The organism is Agrobacterium sp. B1(2019) (assembly GCF_008274755.1).
GTDB classification, from domain to species: domain Bacteria; phylum Pseudomonadota; class Alphaproteobacteria; order Rhizobiales; family Rhizobiaceae; genus Agrobacterium; species Agrobacterium salinitolerans.
Genome location: NZ_VTPB01000001.1, coordinates 2,000,625 through 2,017,856 on the forward strand (window position 1 = coordinate 2,000,625; position 17,232 = coordinate 2,017,856).

At 61.5% G+C, this 17,232-nt stretch carries 15 protein-coding genes; 7 read left to right on the forward strand and 8 right to left on the reverse strand.

Annotated elements, in window-relative coordinates:
* Positions 1-44 precede the first annotated feature (44 nt).
* The 4 genes from AGR1_RS10070 to AGR1_RS10085 are packed head-to-tail and all read left to right on the forward strand — an operon-like array spanning position 45 to position 3,278.
* Entirely contained in the window at positions 45-827 is a 783-nt protein-coding gene (locus AGR1_RS10070) for an SDR family oxidoreductase (RefSeq protein ID WP_187772106.1), read from the forward strand.
* Positions 827-1,741, forward strand: a complete 915-nt coding sequence (locus AGR1_RS10075; protein ID WP_080791268.1) for a 2-dehydro-3-deoxygalactonokinase — start codon at positions 827-829, stop codon at positions 1,739-1,741. Before AGR1_RS10070 ends, AGR1_RS10075 begins: the two co-directional genes overlap by 1 nt.
* A gap of 15 nt (positions 1,742-1,756) precedes the next feature.
* The gene (locus AGR1_RS10080) at positions 1,757-2,386 is read left to right on the forward strand and encodes a 2-dehydro-3-deoxy-6-phosphogalactonate aldolase (RefSeq protein ID WP_149146834.1); all 630 of its coding nucleotides are present in this window, start codon (positions 1,757-1,759) and stop codon (positions 2,384-2,386) included.
* Positions 2,387-2,390: 4 nt separating this feature from the next.
* The gene (locus AGR1_RS10085; RefSeq protein ID WP_080793172.1) at positions 2,391-3,278 is read left to right on the forward strand and encodes an SMP-30/gluconolactonase/LRE family protein; all 888 of its coding nucleotides are present in this window, start codon (positions 2,391-2,393) and stop codon (positions 3,276-3,278) included.
* A gap of 105 nt (positions 3,279-3,383) precedes the next feature.
* On the opposite strand, the gene AGR1_RS10090 is transcribed toward AGR1_RS10085, so the two are convergent.
* Positions 3,384-4,736 carry an EAL domain-containing protein gene (locus tag AGR1_RS10090; protein ID WP_077982856.1) on the reverse strand — a complete coding sequence of 451 codons (1,353 nt, stop codon included), beginning with the start codon at positions 4,734-4,736 and terminating at the stop codon, positions 3,384-3,386.
* Between the two features lie 86 nt (positions 4,737-4,822).
* Positions 4,823-6,433 carry a response regulator gene (locus tag AGR1_RS10095; RefSeq protein WP_187772180.1) on the reverse strand — a complete coding sequence of 537 codons (1,611 nt, stop codon included), beginning with the start codon at positions 6,431-6,433 and terminating at the stop codon, positions 4,823-4,825.
* Between the two features lie 410 nt (positions 6,434-6,843).
* On the opposite strand from AGR1_RS10095, the gene mutL reads away from it, so the two are divergent.
* Positions 6,844-8,676: a DNA mismatch repair endonuclease MutL gene (mutL, locus tag AGR1_RS10100; RefSeq protein WP_149147327.1), complete on the forward strand. Its 1,833-nt coding sequence runs from the start codon at positions 6,844-6,846 to the stop codon at positions 8,674-8,676.
* A 149-nt stretch (positions 8,677-8,825) separates the two neighbouring features.
* Positions 8,826-9,047, forward strand: a complete 222-nt coding sequence (locus tag AGR1_RS10105) for a DUF2093 domain-containing protein (protein WP_149146836.1) — start codon at positions 8,826-8,828, stop codon at positions 9,045-9,047.
* A gap of 196 nt (positions 9,048-9,243) precedes the next feature.
* Here AGR1_RS10105 and lpxK read toward each other — a convergent pair whose 3' ends face one another.
* From lpxK to AGR1_RS10135, 6 genes are all read right to left on the reverse strand, one after another.
* On the reverse strand, positions 9,244-10,290 hold the full coding sequence (lpxK, locus tag AGR1_RS10110) for a tetraacyldisaccharide 4'-kinase (RefSeq protein ID WP_149146837.1): 1,047 nt from the start codon (positions 10,288-10,290) through the stop codon (positions 9,244-9,246).
* 148 nt (positions 10,291-10,438) lie between these two features.
* On the reverse strand, positions 10,439-11,176 hold the full coding sequence (locus AGR1_RS10115) for an HAD family hydrolase (RefSeq protein WP_080791274.1): 738 nt from the start codon (positions 11,174-11,176) through the stop codon (positions 10,439-10,441).
* Entirely contained in the window at positions 11,170-12,492 is a 1,323-nt protein-coding gene (gene waaA, locus AGR1_RS10120; protein ID WP_149146838.1) for a lipid IV(A) 3-deoxy-D-manno-octulosonic acid transferase, read from the reverse strand. Before waaA ends, AGR1_RS10115 begins: the two co-directional genes overlap by 7 nt.
* A 215-nt stretch (positions 12,493-12,707) precedes the next feature.
* Positions 12,708-12,947: a DUF4170 domain-containing protein gene (locus tag AGR1_RS10125; RefSeq protein WP_003503155.1), complete on the reverse strand. Its 240-nt coding sequence runs from the start codon at positions 12,945-12,947 to the stop codon at positions 12,708-12,710.
* Positions 12,948-13,008: 61 nt separating this feature from the next.
* Positions 13,009-13,815, reverse strand: coding sequence for a 3'(2'),5'-bisphosphate nucleotidase CysQ (locus tag AGR1_RS10130; RefSeq protein ID WP_149146839.1), 807 nt, complete (start codon positions 13,813-13,815; stop codon positions 13,009-13,011).
* Between the two features lie 93 nt (positions 13,816-13,908).
* The gene (locus AGR1_RS10135) at positions 13,909-15,255 is read right to left on the reverse strand and encodes a TldD/PmbA family protein (RefSeq protein ID WP_137409839.1); all 1,347 of its coding nucleotides are present in this window, start codon (positions 15,253-15,255) and stop codon (positions 13,909-13,911) included.
* Between the two features lie 116 nt (positions 15,256-15,371).
* Between AGR1_RS10135 and AGR1_RS10140 the strand changes: the two genes are divergently transcribed.
* A complete protein-coding gene (locus AGR1_RS10140) occupies positions 15,372-17,195 on the forward strand; it encodes a monovalent cation:proton antiporter-2 (CPA2) family protein (protein WP_149146840.1) in 1,824 nt (607 codons plus the stop codon).
* Positions 17,196-17,232 lie beyond the last annotated feature (37 nt).

The following is a 17,232-nucleotide window of genomic DNA, read 5'->3' on the forward strand; positions in this document are numbered from 1 at the left end:
TTAGTAAAATCTAGTTCCAAATATTGGAACAATCAAGCCTTTCAATGGACGAGATGACGCCGATGATGCAAGCCCAGTTTCCGGACCTCAAGGATGCGGGCGTGCTCGTCACCGGCGGCGGCTCCGGCATCGGAGCATCGTTGGTGGAAGCCTTTGCGATGCAAGGCGCGAAGGTTTCTTTCATCGACATCGCCGAAGAACCAAGCCTGGCGCTCGTCAAGCGGCTTGCAACGACGACGCCGCATCCGGTTTACTTCTTCAAGACCGACCTTCGCGATATTGGGGCGATCGGAAAGACGGTGGAGGCGGCGGCCTCCGCCACTGGCGGGATCAAGGTGCTGGTCAATAACGCCGCCTGGGACGACCGCCACGACATAGACACGGTGACGGAGGCCTATTGGGACGCCAATCAGGCGGTCAATCTGAAGCAGATGTTCTTCACGGTTCAGGCAGCCCTGCCCTATCTCCGGCAGGCGAAAGACGCGTCCATCGTCAATTTTTCATCCATCTCGTTTCTGCTCAATATGGGCGAGCTGCCCTCCTATGCGGCGGCCAAGGCCGGTATCATCGGGCTGACGAAAAGCCTCGCCGGCCGGCTGGGGCCGGAAAAGATCCGCGTCAACACGCTACTGCCCGGCATGGTCGTGACGGAGCGGCAGAAGGAGCTATGGCTGACGGATGAGGGCATTGCGGCCACCACGGCGCGGCAATGTCTGAAACGCACGCTCGTCGCCGCCGACCTGGCGGGTCCCTGCCTGTTTCTCGCATCATCGGCATCGGGCGCCATCACGGCGCAATCCATAATCGTAGACGGAGGCCTTCTATAATGTCTGAACCCGCTTTCATCGCCGTCGACTGGGGTACGACCAGTTTCCGGCTCTGGCTCATGAGCCGATCGGGCGCGGTGCTGGCGGAGCGCAGAAGCACGGAAGGTATGACCACCGCCATGCGGACCGGTTTCGCCGACGTACTGCAATCGCATCTCGACGCCATCGGCGCGCCCGAAGATCTGCCGGTTATCGTCTGCGGCATGGCAGGGGCGCGGCAGGGCTGGGTCGAGGCGGGTTATATCGACGTGCCGGCGTCGCTTTCGGCGGTTCCGGGCGGCGCGGTTTGTGTGCCGGGCCAGGCGCGGGATGTGCGCATTCTGCCAGGGCTGGCGCAGCGGGACAAAACCGCACCCGACGTGATGCGCGGCGAGGAAACGCAATTGCTCGGCGCTCTCGCCTCCTCGGATGCCGGTGAAAAGCTCGTCTGCATGCCAGGCACCCATTCCAAATGGGTGACCGTGAAGGATGGCGGCGTGACCGGCTTCGCCACGTTCATGACCGGCGAGCTCTTCGAAGTCGTCTCGAAACAGACGATCCTTTCCCATGCGGTGGCCGAGGCCGAAGCCTTTACCGGCGAGCATGAGGCCTTCACGGCGGCGGTGCGCGACATCTATGCCAATCCGCAGCTTGCGACCAATCGCTTTTTCACCCTTCGCTCCGGCCAGTTGCTGCACGGCCTCACCGCCACCGACGCCAAGGCCAAGCTCTCCGGTATCATGATCGGGCTGGAAATCGCCGGCGCGCATTCCTCCGCCCGGCGCGAGACGCCGGTGGTGCTGATCGGCTCCGGCGCGCTTGGTGCGCTTTACGAAGGCGCCTTCACCGCCCTTGATATCCACTATACGGTCATCGATGCAGACGAGGCCGTGCGGCGCGGATTGCTGGCCGCTGCAAATGCCATCTGGCCATAAGAAGAAAGATCGACCATGCGTATTCCCTTCCCTTCCATCCAATATCCGCTGATCGCCATTCTGCGCGGTCTGAAACCCGAGGAAACCGAAGGCGTCGTCGGCGCGCTGATCGAAACCGGCTTCCGCGCCATTGAAATTCCGCTCAACTCGCCCGATCCGTTCCGCTCCATCGAGATCGCCGCGAAGATGGCGCCCGCCGATTGCCTGATCGGCGCCGGCACCGTTCTCAGCGTTGAAGACGTGGCGTCGCTGGATGCGGCCGGTGGAAAGCTGATGGTGAGTCCGAATGCGGATGCGGAGGTCATTACCGCTGCGCGTGAAAAAGGCATGGTAACGATGCCGGGGGTTCTCACCCCCACCGAGGCGCTGGTGGCAGCAAAGGCCGGTGCGACCGGGCTGAAGTTTTTTCCTGCCAGCATCATCGGCCCCGCCGGCATCAATGCGATCCGGACGATTCTGCCGAAGGATCTGGTCATCGCCGCCGTCGGCGGCGTCTCGGACAAGAATTTTTCTGAATATACCTCGGCCGGTATTGTAGCTTTCGGCCTTGGCACCAGCCTGTACAAGCCGGGCATGACGGCGGCGGAGGTGCGGGAACGCGCCACTGTCACACTTTCAGCCTATGATACTGCCATCGGAGGATAAGAGCTTGGCCACTGTTTTTCCCTTTACCGGACGCGTTCTGGACGAAACGCCGATGTTACTCGGCGAAGGCCCGACCTTCGACCCCGCGACCGGCACCGCCTGGTGGTTCAATATTCTCGAGCGGGAACTGCATGAGCTGCATCTCGCCTCCGGCCGCAAGACCGTGCACGCGTTGCCCTTCATGGGCAGTGCGCTCGCCAAGGTCAGCGACAGCAAGCAGCTGATCGCCTCCGACGACGGGCTTTTCCTGCGCGACACGGCAACCGGCGTGCTGACGCTGCACGCCGAGCTGGAAAAGGACCTGCCCGGCAACCGCTCCAATGACGGGCGCATGCACCCCTCCGGCGCGCTGTGGATCGGCACCATGGGCCGCAAGGCGGAGACCGGCGCGGGCAGCATCTATCATGTTTCAAAAGGCACCGTGACGAAGCTGTTTGCCGAGATCAGCATTCCGAATTCGATCTGCTTCTCGCCCGATGGCGCGACAGGATATTACGTCGATACCAAGGTGAACAAGCTGATGCGGGTGCCGCTCGATGCCGAGACCGGCCTGCCCTTCGGCAAAGCTGAAGTCTTCATCGATTCCACCGGCATCAAAGGCGGCATCGACGGGTCGGTCTGCGATGCCGAAGGGCATATCTGGAACGCCCGCTGGGGCATGGGCGCCGTGGATCGTTACGACACGGACGGCAATCACATCGCCCGATATGAGGTGCCTGGCGGACAGACGACCTGCCCCGCCTTCATCGGCCCCGACGCATCGCGCCTTCTCGTGACATCCGCGTGCGAACATCTTGACGACGACGCCCTTGCCGCCAATCCGCAGCATGGGTTGACGTTCGAGCTCGGGGTTGAGGTGAAGGGCCGGTTTGAGCCGCTTTACCGGTTGTGAAGCGCGGCACGCACCGCCCTCTCCTCATTCCTGTACTTGTCACAGGAATGAGGGAAGTTGGAGATTGCGTCCGCCGCCTTGCAGCCGCGGCCAGACCGCACCGCCTCACGAAATATCCGACAATATCTCGCGGTAATTCTCGTGCAGATAACGCTGGGTCGCGGCGGCGTCGGCGGGGCGGCCGTAGAAATAGCCCTGCCCCATGGCGCAGCCAAGTGCGAGCAGCTTTTCCTCTTCCGCCCGTTCTTCTATCCCCTCGGCCACCACCTCGAGATCGAGCCCTTCGCACATGGCGACGATGGCCTTGATGATATGTTCGGAAGGGCGGTCGCTGCTGATGCGCGAGACGAAGGCGCGGTCGATCTTCACCTTGTCGAAGGTGAAATCCCGCAGGCGGCCGAGGCTGGACTGGCCGGTACCGAAATCGTCGAGGGAGATGCGAACACCCGCGCTCTGCAATTCGCTGATGATACGCTGCGCGGTATCGGCAGACGTCATGACAGCCGTTTCGGTGATTTCAAGCTCCAGCCGGTGCGGGTCGAGGCCGACACGCGAGAGAATGGACAAAATATTGTCCGCCGTGCTGGGGTCCATCAATTGCGCGGAAGAGAGGTTGAAAGACAGGAAAAGCTCGCGCGGCCAGAACAGGGCCGCCTCCGCCGCCTTTCGGAGCAAAGCTTCCGACAGTGCGTCGATAAAGCCGCGCTCTTCTGCCAGCGGCACGAAAACGGCAGGCGATACGAAGCCGAGATCCGGGTCGTTCCAACGGGCGAGCGCCTCGAAACCGATGACCTTCGCCTCTTCCAGTCTGACGATGGGCTGGAAATGTACGTCGATGGCGTCGGTGATGATGGCGTTTCTGAGCGCCTGTTCCAGCTGCGTGGCGCGCTTCATTTCCTGCGCGATCTCGCGCGAATAGACGGTGATCTGGCCGCGGCCGCGTCTCTTGGAGCGATAAAGCGCCGTCTCGGCGCTTTTCAGCAAATCCTCGAACTCATCGCCGGCGAAGGGATAGATGGCAAAACCGAAGGAGGAGGACAGACGGACGTTGCGGTCGCCGAGATCGTAAGGGGCCGAAAGCACGTCCTTGATCATGTTGCCGATGCGCTCCGCGCCGATGCGCTCAAAGACCAGCGGCAGCACGAAGGCGAATTCGTCGCCGTCATGGCGCGTCACGATCGCGCCATCGGGAATGCAGGCTTTCAGCCGGTGCGCGACCTGGCAGAGGATTTCATCGCCCGCCTGCACGCCGAACAGATCGTTGATAGGTTTGAAGCCGTCTATATTGGCGATGCCGACCGTGAAGGGCGCCGGATCGCTGGAGCGCTCGCTGGCAAGCATGCGAATCTTGTCCCGCAGACGGTAGCGGTTGCCGAGCCCCGTCAGCGGGTCGCTGTAGGCCATCGCCTGCAGCTCGTTCTGGCTGACCTGCAACGTTTGCGGCTCTGCCCGTTTCATTTCTGCATCTCGTGAATCCTGTGTCGCCCGCGGTCACAATGCAGTGCAAGTATTAAAAAAGCCATAGCCTTCCGGCAATGGCAATTTCAGGCCCGTAGCCGCAAGCCGTCCTTGCCGAAAAGCCGCAGGAAAACCGCCTCGACCATGTCCGGGCTGACGGGTTTCAAAAGCATGTCGTCCATGCCGGATGCCCGGCATTTGTCGAGATCGCCCTCGAAAGCGTGGGTGATGACGCCGACGATGGGAATGTGCTTGTCCCCGCCAAGGCTGCGCATGCGGCGGGCGACTTCGAAGCCGTCGATATCGCCCAGCGTCGTATCGAGCAGGACGGCGGAAGGCGGCTGTTCGGCAAAGAGCCGCAGCGCCTCTTCGCCCGAGGTGGCGAGCCGCCAGGAAAGCCCAAGGCCTTCGAGTATCTGCGAAAAGACGATCTGGTTAACCCTGTTGTCCTCGACGAGAAGTATTTCGCAGACACCGCCGGTCTTCAAGATTGCAGGCAGATCATCCGTCATGATCTCCCAGTCTTCGTCAGCGGCTTTCTCCTTCGGGGAGGCAGCGGCGAGATAATGCAGCAGGGAAGCCTCAATCTCCTCTTCCTCGATAGTGACGACGGGCAGGGCATGCGCCGAGGCAATATCGAGGCATGCAACGCTCATCTGGGCATCGACAACCACCACATCGATGCTCACCCCGGCGGAGGCTGCGACCTCGATGAAGGCACGCTGTTCGTCCTCACTCGTCACCGCTGCATGGTCCATGTCGCCCGCCGTCAGCCGGCGACCGGCGGCTTCCGCAAAATGTCCGCTTGCAGAGACGATCAGCACTGCCTTGCTTTTTAATACCCCGCCATGATTGTCCGGCTCTTCGTCCTTGCCATAGGTGGAGGCGACGAAGGGGACATGTTCGAGCGAGGGTATGACGGGCGTGCCGTTGGCATCGATGGTAGCGAGAGCGGTCACGTCCTCCATCGTCGTCACCAGAAAATATCGGCCGGGCCTGCCCACACGCTGCTTGCGAGTGATGGTCAGCACCTCTTCGCCGTTCAGACGCCGCACCCTTTCCGGAATGATGCTCGGCACGCCGCTATCCAGCACCATACGATCGGCGATATCGATCCGTCCGGCAACCTTGCGCGAGTGGAGATCGAAAACGGTACGGCCAAGAATGCTCTCGGGACTTGTCTCGACAAGGGCGCAGGCGGATTTGTTGACAGCGGCATAGGCCATGTTCCGATCCTTGACGAAGACGGGAAATGGCAGATTGTCGAGAATATCCTCGATGAGCTGCACGCGCTCGAGGTCGATGCGCCATTGCTCTTCACGTTTCTTTTGTTCGGAAATATCCGCAACCACGCTGATGCCGAGGCCGGATGGCAGGCGGTTCATGACGAAGCGCAGGAACCGCTCTCCCTTCAGCCGTTCGGTTTTTTCCGATCTTTCCTTCCAGTGCAGCGCCAGCCGTTCGCCGATCCATTCCTCCCGGCCGAGCGGGCGGGCATTGGCGGAAAGGCTTTCCGCTTCAAGCAGATAACAATCATATAGCGCGCTCAGATAGTCGCGCAGCCGCGCGCCCGGGCCGATAACGGCCTCTTCCAGTGGAAAAAAGCTCAAGAGTTTCCGGCTTGCGAAAATAATGTGATCGTTCCGGTCGTAAACGACGATCGCCGCGCCAAGCGCGTCGCAAAGCGCATCAAGCATCACCGTATGAACGCCCGCGCCAGAGGACGCCAAATCACTCAACTGCAAACTCCCGCCTGTTTTTCAGGGGTCAGGCTTATGTTTCTAGTGGAATCGTCCAGGGCAAATGCCGGGATGAAACGAAAAATTCCGCAAAAGAGACATCAGGGTTTGCAACTTGAAGCAGTCTTGAGGGGAAGATGACGTTCACCCATAGTCGACGTCACACGCCGCCCGGCGAAGGCGGCCCCCGTTCCTGCGGTCATTTCAAGCCGCCTCACCATAATCAAGGCCGATTAAAGGCGGATTAACGCTTAGCGCCATGTTGACGGAAATGATCGAATGCCAGACAGGCCGCAAAACATGTGCAAATTTCCGTAGCCCGAGTTTTTTGCTTTCGAAGCCGTCGCGAATCCGCGAAAATGACGATCATGGCCATCAAGCAGCTTTCAGAAACCCTTATCAACCAGATCGCCGCCGGCGAGGTCATCGAAAGACCCTCCAGCGCCACGAAGGAACTGGTGGAAAACGCCATCGACGCGGGCGCGACCCGGATCGAGATCGCCACAGCGGGCGGCGGTAAGGGACTGGTGCGGATTACCGATAACGGTTCCGGCATGTCTCCTGCCGATCTGGAGCTTGCGGTCAGGCGTCACTGCACCTCGAAAATTTCCGATACGCTGGACGATATCCGCACGCTCGGGTTTCGCGGCGAGGCGCTTCCCTCCATCGGCTCCGTCGCCAAGCTGACGATTACCAGCCGACAACAGGGCGCTGAACAGGGTTCGGTGATTTCCGTCACCGGCGGCAAGGTGTCCGATGTCCGGCCCGCCGCCGCCAATGCCGGCACCATCGTCGAGGTGCGCGACCTGTTCTTCGCCACCCCCGCGCGGCTGAAATTCCTGAAGACGGAACGGGCGGAGGCGGCCGCCATCACCGAAGTCGTCAAGCGCATGGCGATCGCCTTCCCGCATATTCGTTTCGTGCTCTCCGGCACCGATCGTTCGACGCTTGAAATCCCCTCCACCGGCGATGACCATCTGGCCCGCATGGCGCAAATTCTCGGCGCCGAGTTCAAGGACAATGCGATAGAGATCGACGCCGGGCGCGAGGATGTGACGCTGACCGGTTTTGCCGGTGTTCCGACCTTCAATCGCGGCAACTCGGCGCATCAATATGTCTTCGTCAACGGCCGGCCGGTGCAGGACAAGTTGCTTTTATCCGCCATTCGCGGCGCCTATGCCGAAACCGTGCCGCATGGGCGATATCCGGTCGCGGTGCTGTCCATCACGCTCGACCCCGCCTTTGTGGATGTGAACGTGCATCCTGCGAAGTCCGACGTGCGTTTTCGCGATCCTGGCCTCATTCGCGGGCTGATCGTCGGCGCGATCCGGCAGGCGTTGACGCGCGACGGCGACAGGGCCGCAACGACGGGCACGAGCCAGATGATGAACGCTTTCCGCCCCGGCTACAGCCCCTCCGGCCTTAGACCTTCGCCTTCCATGGCAGCCGCCGCGCCATGGTCCGCTGCCACCTCGCCTTCGCGACCGCTCGCCGTTTCCGGGGACATGCAATTTGCCGAGGCGGTGCAGTCACGTTTTTCCGACATCACCATGCCGACTGCGAGGGCCGAGCCTCGGGACACTGACGAGACCGCCGCAGGCCCCCCGCCTGAACCTTTGCTTTATCCTCTCGGAGCGGCGCGGGCGCAACTGCACGAGAACTACATCATCGCGCAGACGGAAAACGGCCTCGTCATCGTCGACCAGCATGCCGCGCATGAGCGGCTGGTGTTCGAACAGATGCGCAATGCGCTGCATTCCAGGCGGCCGTCTTCGCAGGTGCTGCTCATCCCCGAGATCATCGACCTGCCGGAAGAGGACTGCGACCGGCTGATGGATCACGCCGCCGGTTTCGATGCGCTGGGGCTCGTCATCGAGCGTTTCGGGCCGGGCGCGGTCGCCGTCCGGGAAACGCCTGCCATGCTGGGCGAGGTCAATGTGCAGGGGCTGGTGCGTCAGCTCGCCGACGAGATCGCCGAATGGGATGCCGCCTCCACCCTTGCCAACAAGCTGGAATATGTCGCAGCCACCATGGCCTGCCACGGCTCGGTGCGCTCCGGCCGGCGCATGCGGCCGGAAGAGATGAACGCGCTTCTGCGGCAGATGGAAAACACACCGGGTTCGGGCCAGTGCAATCACGGCCGTCCGACCTATATCGAACTGAAACTTTCCGATATAGAACGGCTCTTCGGCCGCAGCTGACGCCTTCCTACATGCATGGGCGGCGGGGCTGGTCTTGCGCCGCGCCGGGCTATATAAATTTGAGATACTGGAGCACCCAATTGTTCAGGAAAACGCTGCGCCGTTTCGGACTGGGTGCGCTCACAGGACAGAGCAGGAGACGAAAACGGATGAACAGATTTGAAGGAGGCGGCAACCGCCTCGCCGTCATCGAATATCTCGACGGTGACTTCCGCATCGTCCAGACCGGCTCGCACGTCATCTGCGCCATCACCGGCAAAAGCATTCCGCTCGATGAGCTGCGCTATTGGAGCGTGGCGCGGCAGGAGGCCTATGTGGATGCGGCGGCTTCGCTGGAAGCCGAAAAGAAGGCTGGCGATTTGCCCGCGTGAGTGGGGAAGCGGCGCGTTGAGTATTGCGCGTCATGTGCCTTCCCTCATCCCTGTGCTTGTCACAGGGATCCAGCCAGCCCAAATCCTTGGGCTGAGAGGACTCTTCCCGCCGCGCGGACGCCCGTCGACTAGATTCCTGTGACAAGCACAGGAATGAGGAGAAGTGGGTGCACGGCGGTTTATCTTCTTCGGTACTCTAAACCGACGTCCGGGCATTTTCCCGCAGCAGGCGCGCACGGCAGTTCCTCACCGCGGTCTCAATGATCGCCGTGGCCGCGTTAGGGTCGTCGAACACCATGTCGATTTCGATCACCAGGCTGTTCCACAGCAATTCTTCCGCCCTGCCGTGGTGCCCGTTGAGCCGCACGGCGTCCTTGGCCGTCGTCACCAGCTGCAGATCATCTTTGCCGGCGTCCTGCAAAAGATCGGCGATCTCGTCATCGCTGAAGTGATGATGATCCGGGAAAGAGCGCTGCAGCGCGATGTCGCCGCCGAGTGCCTCGACGGTTCGATAAAACTTGGCGGGGTCGGCGATGCCCGCATAGGCCAGCACGCGCCTCCCCCTGAAATCCTGCGGCTCCTGCGGCGTGATCGCCGCAACGAAGACGGGCTTGGCGGCCTTTGCCGCCTGCCTGACCAGCGCATCGGCCGCGTGGCCGTTGCCGACCTTCAGGAGCCCTGTCATGTGCCGCATCTGTTCGGCAAGCGGCGCCCTCACCGGACCGCCCGGCACGAGATGGCCGTTGCCGATGCCGCGCATCGTATCGATGACGACAAGCGCATAATCCAGGGTCAGGCGCGCGCTCTGGAAACCGTCATCCATGATGATGAGATCGACGCCTTCCTTCACCAGCCGGTGTGCGCCTTCCACGCGCTTGCGGGAAATGACCGTGACCGCCTCTCGCGCCAGAAGCAACGGCTCATCGCCGACATCGGCCGAGCGGTGACGCCGGGGATCGACAAGGGTGGTGACGTCGAGCGTGCCGCCGTAGCCACGACTGAGAAATCCGGGTTTCAGGCCCTTGGCGACGGCGGCTCTCGCAATTGCCAACGCCGTCGGCGTCTTGCCGGCCCCTCCCACGGTGAAGTTGCCGATGCAGATGACCGGAACGGCGACACTTGCCCTCTTCGCCGTTTGCATCCGCCGGCCGGCTATCTTGCCGTAAACAAGCGAGAAAGGAGACAGGAGCCACGCCTGCCATCCCGCTTTCTGCCACCAGAACGGCGGCGCTTCAGAAACCATCTATTCCCGCTCCCGGCCGCGTCGCCCACGGCATTCCGTTCGCCCGTCACATGTCAGCAGGTTGTTTGCCAGAAAAAACCGTAAATTGCAAAAATGGAATAAACGGGTTTGACGGAGCCGCACCCCGCCCGGCGGAAACCCACCGGGTTCAGAGAGCCCGTTCCGGCAAAAGCGCTTCGAGCGCGGTGATGTCGTCGAAACAATAATCGGCATCCGCGCCAAGGCTTTCGCGTGAGCCTGTTCCGGTCAAAACGGCGATGCGCAGACCGGCGCCAGCACTCTTTGCCATGTGCAGATCGTGGTTATTGTCGCCGACAACAGCCACGCGTTCCGGCGGGAAGCCTATCGCCTCGCAGAAGCCCAGGACCATACCGGGCTGCGGCTTGGTGCCGTAACCGCTGTCATATCCCGCAACGAAATCGAGGTCCTTTTCGAAGCCGAAGCGGATGGCGGTCTGGCGGATGGAGTTTTCATTGTCGCTGGAGGCGATGCCGAGCTTGTAGCCCCGCGCCTTCAGCCTTGCGAAAAATGCTTTGAGATCGGTCACCGGCACGGATTTATCCGCAGCCTCGGTGAACAACCTGTCGAGGCGCGCCGTCAGTTCCCCGACATCGCAGGGCGAGCCGGCGGCAACCAGACCGGCGGCGATTTCCGACGTGTTGCCGGCGGCCAGCAGGCTGTCCGGCACCACATGACCGGTAACGGGGTCCATGCCGCAGGCGGAAAGAAGCCGGTCGGCAAGAACGGGATCGCCATTGGCGGCAATCGCCGCAAGTTCGCGGTTCACCGGACCCCAGCTGGCGTCATAGCCGAGAAGCGTGCCGTCCTTGTCGAAAAGGACTGCGGCAATCGATTGCGCCGCGTTGAGTTCGATATCCGCTACCATGAACCGATGGCGCTCCGCGGTTGCAGCTTGGCGGAAACGGTGAGCGGATTGATATAGGGTTCCAGCGCCTTGACGGTGGAGGACAGCGCACCGCGCATATCCTGAATGACCCGATTGCCCGCATCGATCATCTTGTAACGCTCATTGTCGTTGACCAGCAGGTAATGCACCGCCTTGGCCAACATCTCCACATCGCGGATGATACGACCGCCGCCGGCGCGGATCAGCTTCTGATAGGCCTCGCGGAAATTCTGCACATGCGCGCCAGACAGGACGGCGCAGCCGAGCATCGCCGGCTCCAGCGGGTTCTGCCCGCCCTCGGCCGTCAGTGACCGGCCGACAAAGGCAAGTTCGGTCAGCCGCAGGTAAAGCCCCATTTCGCCAATGGAATCGCCAAGGAAAATATCGGTTTCCGGCGTGATCACGTCATTGCGGCTGCGACGCGCCACGGTAAGCCCCATGCCTTTCAGCATGGCTTCCACATCATCGCCGCGCTCGGGATGGCGCGGCACGATGATGGTCAGTTGGCCGTTGCGCGACTTGATCGCCGCATGGACGGTGGCGGCAGCCTTTTCCTCGCCGTCGAAGGTGGAGATGGCGGCCCATGTCTTTCGATTGCCGACCTGCTTGCGATAGTGCTCCAAAAGCGCCTCGTCACAGGGCGGCGGGTCGGTATCACCCTTGAGGTTACCCGAAATCACCACCGGCCATGAGCCGAGATCGCGGAAACGTTCGGCATCGAGATCGGACTGCGCAACCACCAGCGCCAGCTTGGAAAACAGTGATTCCGCAATCTCATGCCGGGCTTGCCAGCGGTCAAAGGAACGGTCGGAGAGACGCGCATTGACCCGGATCTGCGGAATGTGCCGGCGCTCCAGTTCCATCATCGTCACCGGCCAGATTTCCGATTCCGCCGTTATGGCAGCATCCGGCGCCCAGTAGGTGAGGAAGCGATTGACAGCGATCTTGATATCGAGCGGCACATATTGGTGGATCACGTCATCGCCGAGCCGGGTGCGGGTCAACTCAGCAGACGTGACGGTGCCGGTGGTCAGAAGCACGAAGATATCGCGCTTGCGGATTTCACGGATCAGCGGAATAAGCGCGAGCGTTTCACCGACACTTGCGGCATGGAACCAGACGAGCGGCCCGCGCGGGCGCTCGGCGCTCGCATAACCGAAACGTTCAAGCCGGCGGCGCTTGTCTTCCTTGCCCTTCGCGGCCCGATAGGAAAGATAGGGCTTGGCGAACGGGTAAGCGGCGATACCGGCAATGCGGTAACCGGAAAGAGCGAAACGTGCGAGACGGCTGCTCATGACATTCTGCCCTTGATCATTCCGCGCAATGCCCTGCCCCTGTTCTGGTTGTTATCGCCGCCTACTTCTTCTCAAATTGCGTCATTTTTTGTCATCGGAAACGAAAGCGCGATCACATTTTCTCGTGTCGCTATACCGTGTCCTGCTGTCTCAAGCAGGAATCACGGACAAGCTCGCCTTCACCCAATAGTATTACAACGCAAGGGCAAAAGGACTCAAATTTTATCGTCGGGATTGAGAAGACGGTGCATATGCACGATAAAATAACGCATATGGGCGTTATCGACGGTCATCTGCGCCTTGGACTTCCACGCAGTCAGCGCGGAAGCATAATCCGGATAGATGCCGACGATATCGAGCGCGTTCAAATCCCGGAACTGAACATCCTGAAGGTTTTCCAGTTCGCCGCCGAAGACGAGGTGCAGCAGCTGTTTCGGTTTGCCAGATTCCGTCATGTCTTTGTCTCTTTCTTAAACTCTGAGAGAGGCCTTCATCTGCGGGATTTCCCGGCAAACGTCAACTGTCAGACAGATGTGAAAACGCTTTCAAAAGTGCGGGCAGCGCATAATTTGCTGCGGCGCACAAGGCGGGGTGGTTTACCTGGCGGCGATTATACATCAGAGGTTTGCCATCGAGGCCGACAAGCTGGCCGCCGGACCGTTCAAGAATGAGGTCGGCGGCGGCGAGATCCCACTCATGCGAGTTCGCCTTGACCAGCGTTCCGTCGATGCGGCCATCCGCGACCATGGCCAGCCGGTAGGCAAGCGAGGGCACATGCGGAATGCGCTTGACGCCGCCCCGCACCTCTTCCGGCAGATGCGTGATCACATCTTCGGGCGCCGCCAGATGGAAGATGCCGGCATTTTCGCGCGCTGCAAAAACGGGCAACCCGTTCTTCAGAGCTTCACCGCCTTCAAATGCGGTAAACTCCTCGGCAAGCGCCGGTGCGACGAGCGCCGCGACCACCGGTCGGCCCTCATGCACCACCGCAACGCTGACGCACCAGGTATCCCGGCCGCCGATGAAGGCGCGGGTTCCGTCAATGGGGTCAACGACGAAGACGGTGGAGCGCGACAGCCTCTCCGTATCGTCATCCGTCTCTTCGGAAAGCCAGCCGTAATCCGGCCGGGCGGAGCGAAGAATGGTTTCGAGGATTTCATTGGCGGCGTAGTCGGCCGCGCTGACCGGCGAAAGCCCGCCATTCTTCCACCAGACCTCGGGATCCTTGCGGAAGAAACCCAGCGCCGTCTCGCCCGCCTTGCGCGCGGCTTCAAGCACCAGCCTCAGATCGGAGGCCCAGCGGGCCTCAGCCATATCGTTCATTTTGCCGTCTTTTCCGCGCGCCTCACACGGCGCGCCCGTTTTTCACTTCGCACTTGCACATAAAGTGCCCGCGAAAACAACCCGCAGGCCGCCTCACTTGCCAGCGATCGTCATGCCTTCGATGGCGAGCGTCGGGGCCGCGACGCCGTATTTGCGGTCGATATCATTGGCCGGCGTCACCCGCATGAACATGTCCTTCAGGTTGGACGCGATGGTGACTTCGGAAACCGCGAAGGTCTTTTCGCCATTCTCGATCCAGAAACCGCTCGCGCCGCAGCTATATTCACCCGTGATCATATTGGCGCCGTGGCCGATCAGCTCGGTGACGTAAAAGCCGGTTCCGACCTGTCTCAGCAGGTCCTCCGGCGACAGATCGCCCGGCTCCAGCGCCAGATTGGTGGAGGCCGGCGAGACCGCGGTGCCGCCGCGCACGCCGCGGCCATTGGTTTCAAGGCCGAGTTCCCGCGCCGCCGAGGTGGAGAGGAACCAGTGTTTCAAAACACCGTCTTCGATCATCGTCATCTTCTCGCCGCGAACACCCTCGCCATCAAAGGGACGCGAGGACGGGCCGCGCACGATCTGCGGGTCGTCGGTGAGATAAAGACCCTTTTTCAGAACCTGCTGACCCATTTTATCGCGCAGGAAGCTGGTCTTGCGGGCAACCGACGCGCCGTTGATGGCGCCGGCAATCGCACCGACGAAACCGCGAGCGATGCGCGGATCGAAGACCACGGTGATGTTGCTGCCGGTATCGACCTGACGCGGACCGACACGCCGCACGACTTTTTCCCCGGCGCGGCGGCCAATTTCTTCGGCGGCATCGAGATCGGCATAATAAAGACGGCTGTCGAAATCGTAGTCGCGCTCCATCTTGGTGCCTTCGCCGGCGATGACGCTGACGGAGCGGCTGAAACGGCTACCCATATAGCTGCCGGAAAAACCGTGCGAGGTGGCAAGGACGAGGCCGCCCATGCCGCTCGATGCGCCGGCACCGGACGAATTGCTGACGCCCTTGACGGCCAGCGCTGCCTCTTCCGAAGCAAGGGCCGCCTCACGCAGCTGATCGGCTGAGACCTCGGTGGCATCGAAAAGCTCCAGATCGTCATAGGACGTCGCCAGCCGTTCCTTATCCGCCAGGCAGGCAAAGGGATCTTCCGGCGAGACCTTCGCCATGGCGACGGCCCGTTCCGCCAGCGTCTTCAGGTCAAAGCCGGGATTGGCCGAAACGCTCGCCACCCGGCGGCCAACGAAGACGCGCAGGGAAAAATCGTCACTTTCGGAGGATTCGGTGCTTTCCACCTTGCCGAGCCGCACGCCGACCGACTGCGAGCGGGAGCGGACGACAACGGCATCCGCCTCATCCGCGCCGGCGGCGCGGGCAAGATCGACAAGCTGGCTGGCGCGGTCGAGAAGTTTGGAAGAATCTATTTCTGAGGACATGAGTTGGCCTTTCATTCCTGTTCCATTTATTGTGCCAGGAACCCCGCATCAAGGGCGAAACGCCGCTTTCTCCATTCAGACGGCTCCATCGCCACCCTATTTGAAAGTCCGCAGCCATGACCGAGCACGACGCTCTCTTTTCCGAACCATTGCTGCTTCTGGCCGGCGCGGTCATCGCGGCCTCCGTTTTCCGCAAGCTCGGGCTTGGCACCGTGCTGGGTTATCTGGTGGCGGGCATCGTCATCGGACCGTTCCTGCATCTGGTCACCGATGCGAAGGACATCTTCAATGTCTCGGAACTGGGCGTGGTTTTCCTGCTCTTCATCATCGGGCTGGAACTGAAGCCCTCGCGCATCTGGCAGATGCGGCGCGATATTTTAGGGCTGGGGATGGCGCAAGTGCTGGTGACGGGCAGCGTGCTGGCGGCGATTGCCTGGTGGGCAGGGCTGATCGACTGGCGCGGCAGCCTCGTCGCGGGTTTCGGCCTTGCGCTTTCTTCCACCGCCTTTGCGCTGCAAATTCTTGCCGATGACGGCGACATGAATACGCGGCACGGCAACCGGTCCTTCTCGATCCTGCTGTTTCAGGATCTCGCCATCGTGCCGCTTCTTGCCCTCGTCACCATTCTTTCAAACCGGCCGGATGTGCCGACGGATTCCATGGTATCCGATCTCATCGCCTCCGTCGTTGCAGTGGCGGGCATGATCCTTGCCGGGCGCTATCTTCTGACGCCAATGTTCCAGATCATCGCCCGCACGGGTGCACGCGAGGTGATGATCGCCGCCGCCCTCTTCGTCGTCATCGGCGCTGCCGCCGTCATGGAATTAGTGGGCTTGTCGATGGGCATGGGCGCGCTGCTGGCGGGGCTGATGCTGTCGGAATCCTCCTACCGGCACGAGCTGGAGGCCGATATCGAGCCGTTTCGCGGCCTGCTTCTGGCGCTGTTCTTCATGGCCGTCGGCATGTCGCTGCATATCCGTATCGTCTATGAAAACATCCTGCTCATCCTGATCACAGTGCCGGCGATGATGGCGGTGAAGGCGGGGCTGATCTATGGCCTCTGCCGCATCGCCGGCTCTTCGCGCTACGCGTCGAGCCGCATCGCCTTGCTTCTGGCGCAGGGCGGCGAATTCGGCTTCGTGCTCTTCACCACGGCTGCCGCCTCCGGGCTGTTTCCGCAGGCGACGGCCTCGATCCTGGTTGCCGTCGTCACGCTTTCCATGGCGCTGACGCCGCTTCTGGCGGTGATTTCGCGCCGGCTGACGGCGGAGGATTCGGAAGAGGACAAGCTGGAAGAGGATTTCGACGGCGCGGGCGCGGATGTGCTGATGATCGGTTTTTCCCGCTTCGGCCAGATCGCCTCGCAGATCCTGCTCGCCGGCGGGCGCGACGTGACCGTCATCGACAGTTCGGCAGACCGCGTGCGGCAAGCCGCCCGTTTCGGCTTCCGCATCTTTTTCGGCGATGGCACCCGCAAGGACGTGCTGATCGCCGCCGGCATCGAGCGGGCGGATCTGGTTGCGGTCTGCACCCACAAAAAGGAGGTGACCGACCGCATCATCGACATGATCCAGTCAGAATTTCCAAGCGTGCGTATCTATGCTCGCTCCTATGACCGCATCCATTCGCTGGACCTCAGGAAAAAGGGCGTGGAATACGAAATCCGCGAGACGCTGGAATCCGGCCTGCTGTTCGGCAGGCGCATTCTGGAAGGGCTGGATATGGATGGCGAAAGGGCGCTGGCGATTGCCGACGACATTCGCGAACGCGACGAGGAACGGCTTCAGCTACAGGCCGTGGAGGGCCTCGCCGCCGGCCGGCAGATGCTGCATAACAAGCCGGTACGCGAAGTGAAGCCGGAACCGCTGATGAAACCGAAGACCAAGGCGGAAAAGTGGGAAGAGGATGCGCAAGACAGCGAGACGGAAGTTTCGCTGTAATTTTAAGGGAATGCAGGGATCAATCCGCTTGTTTCTT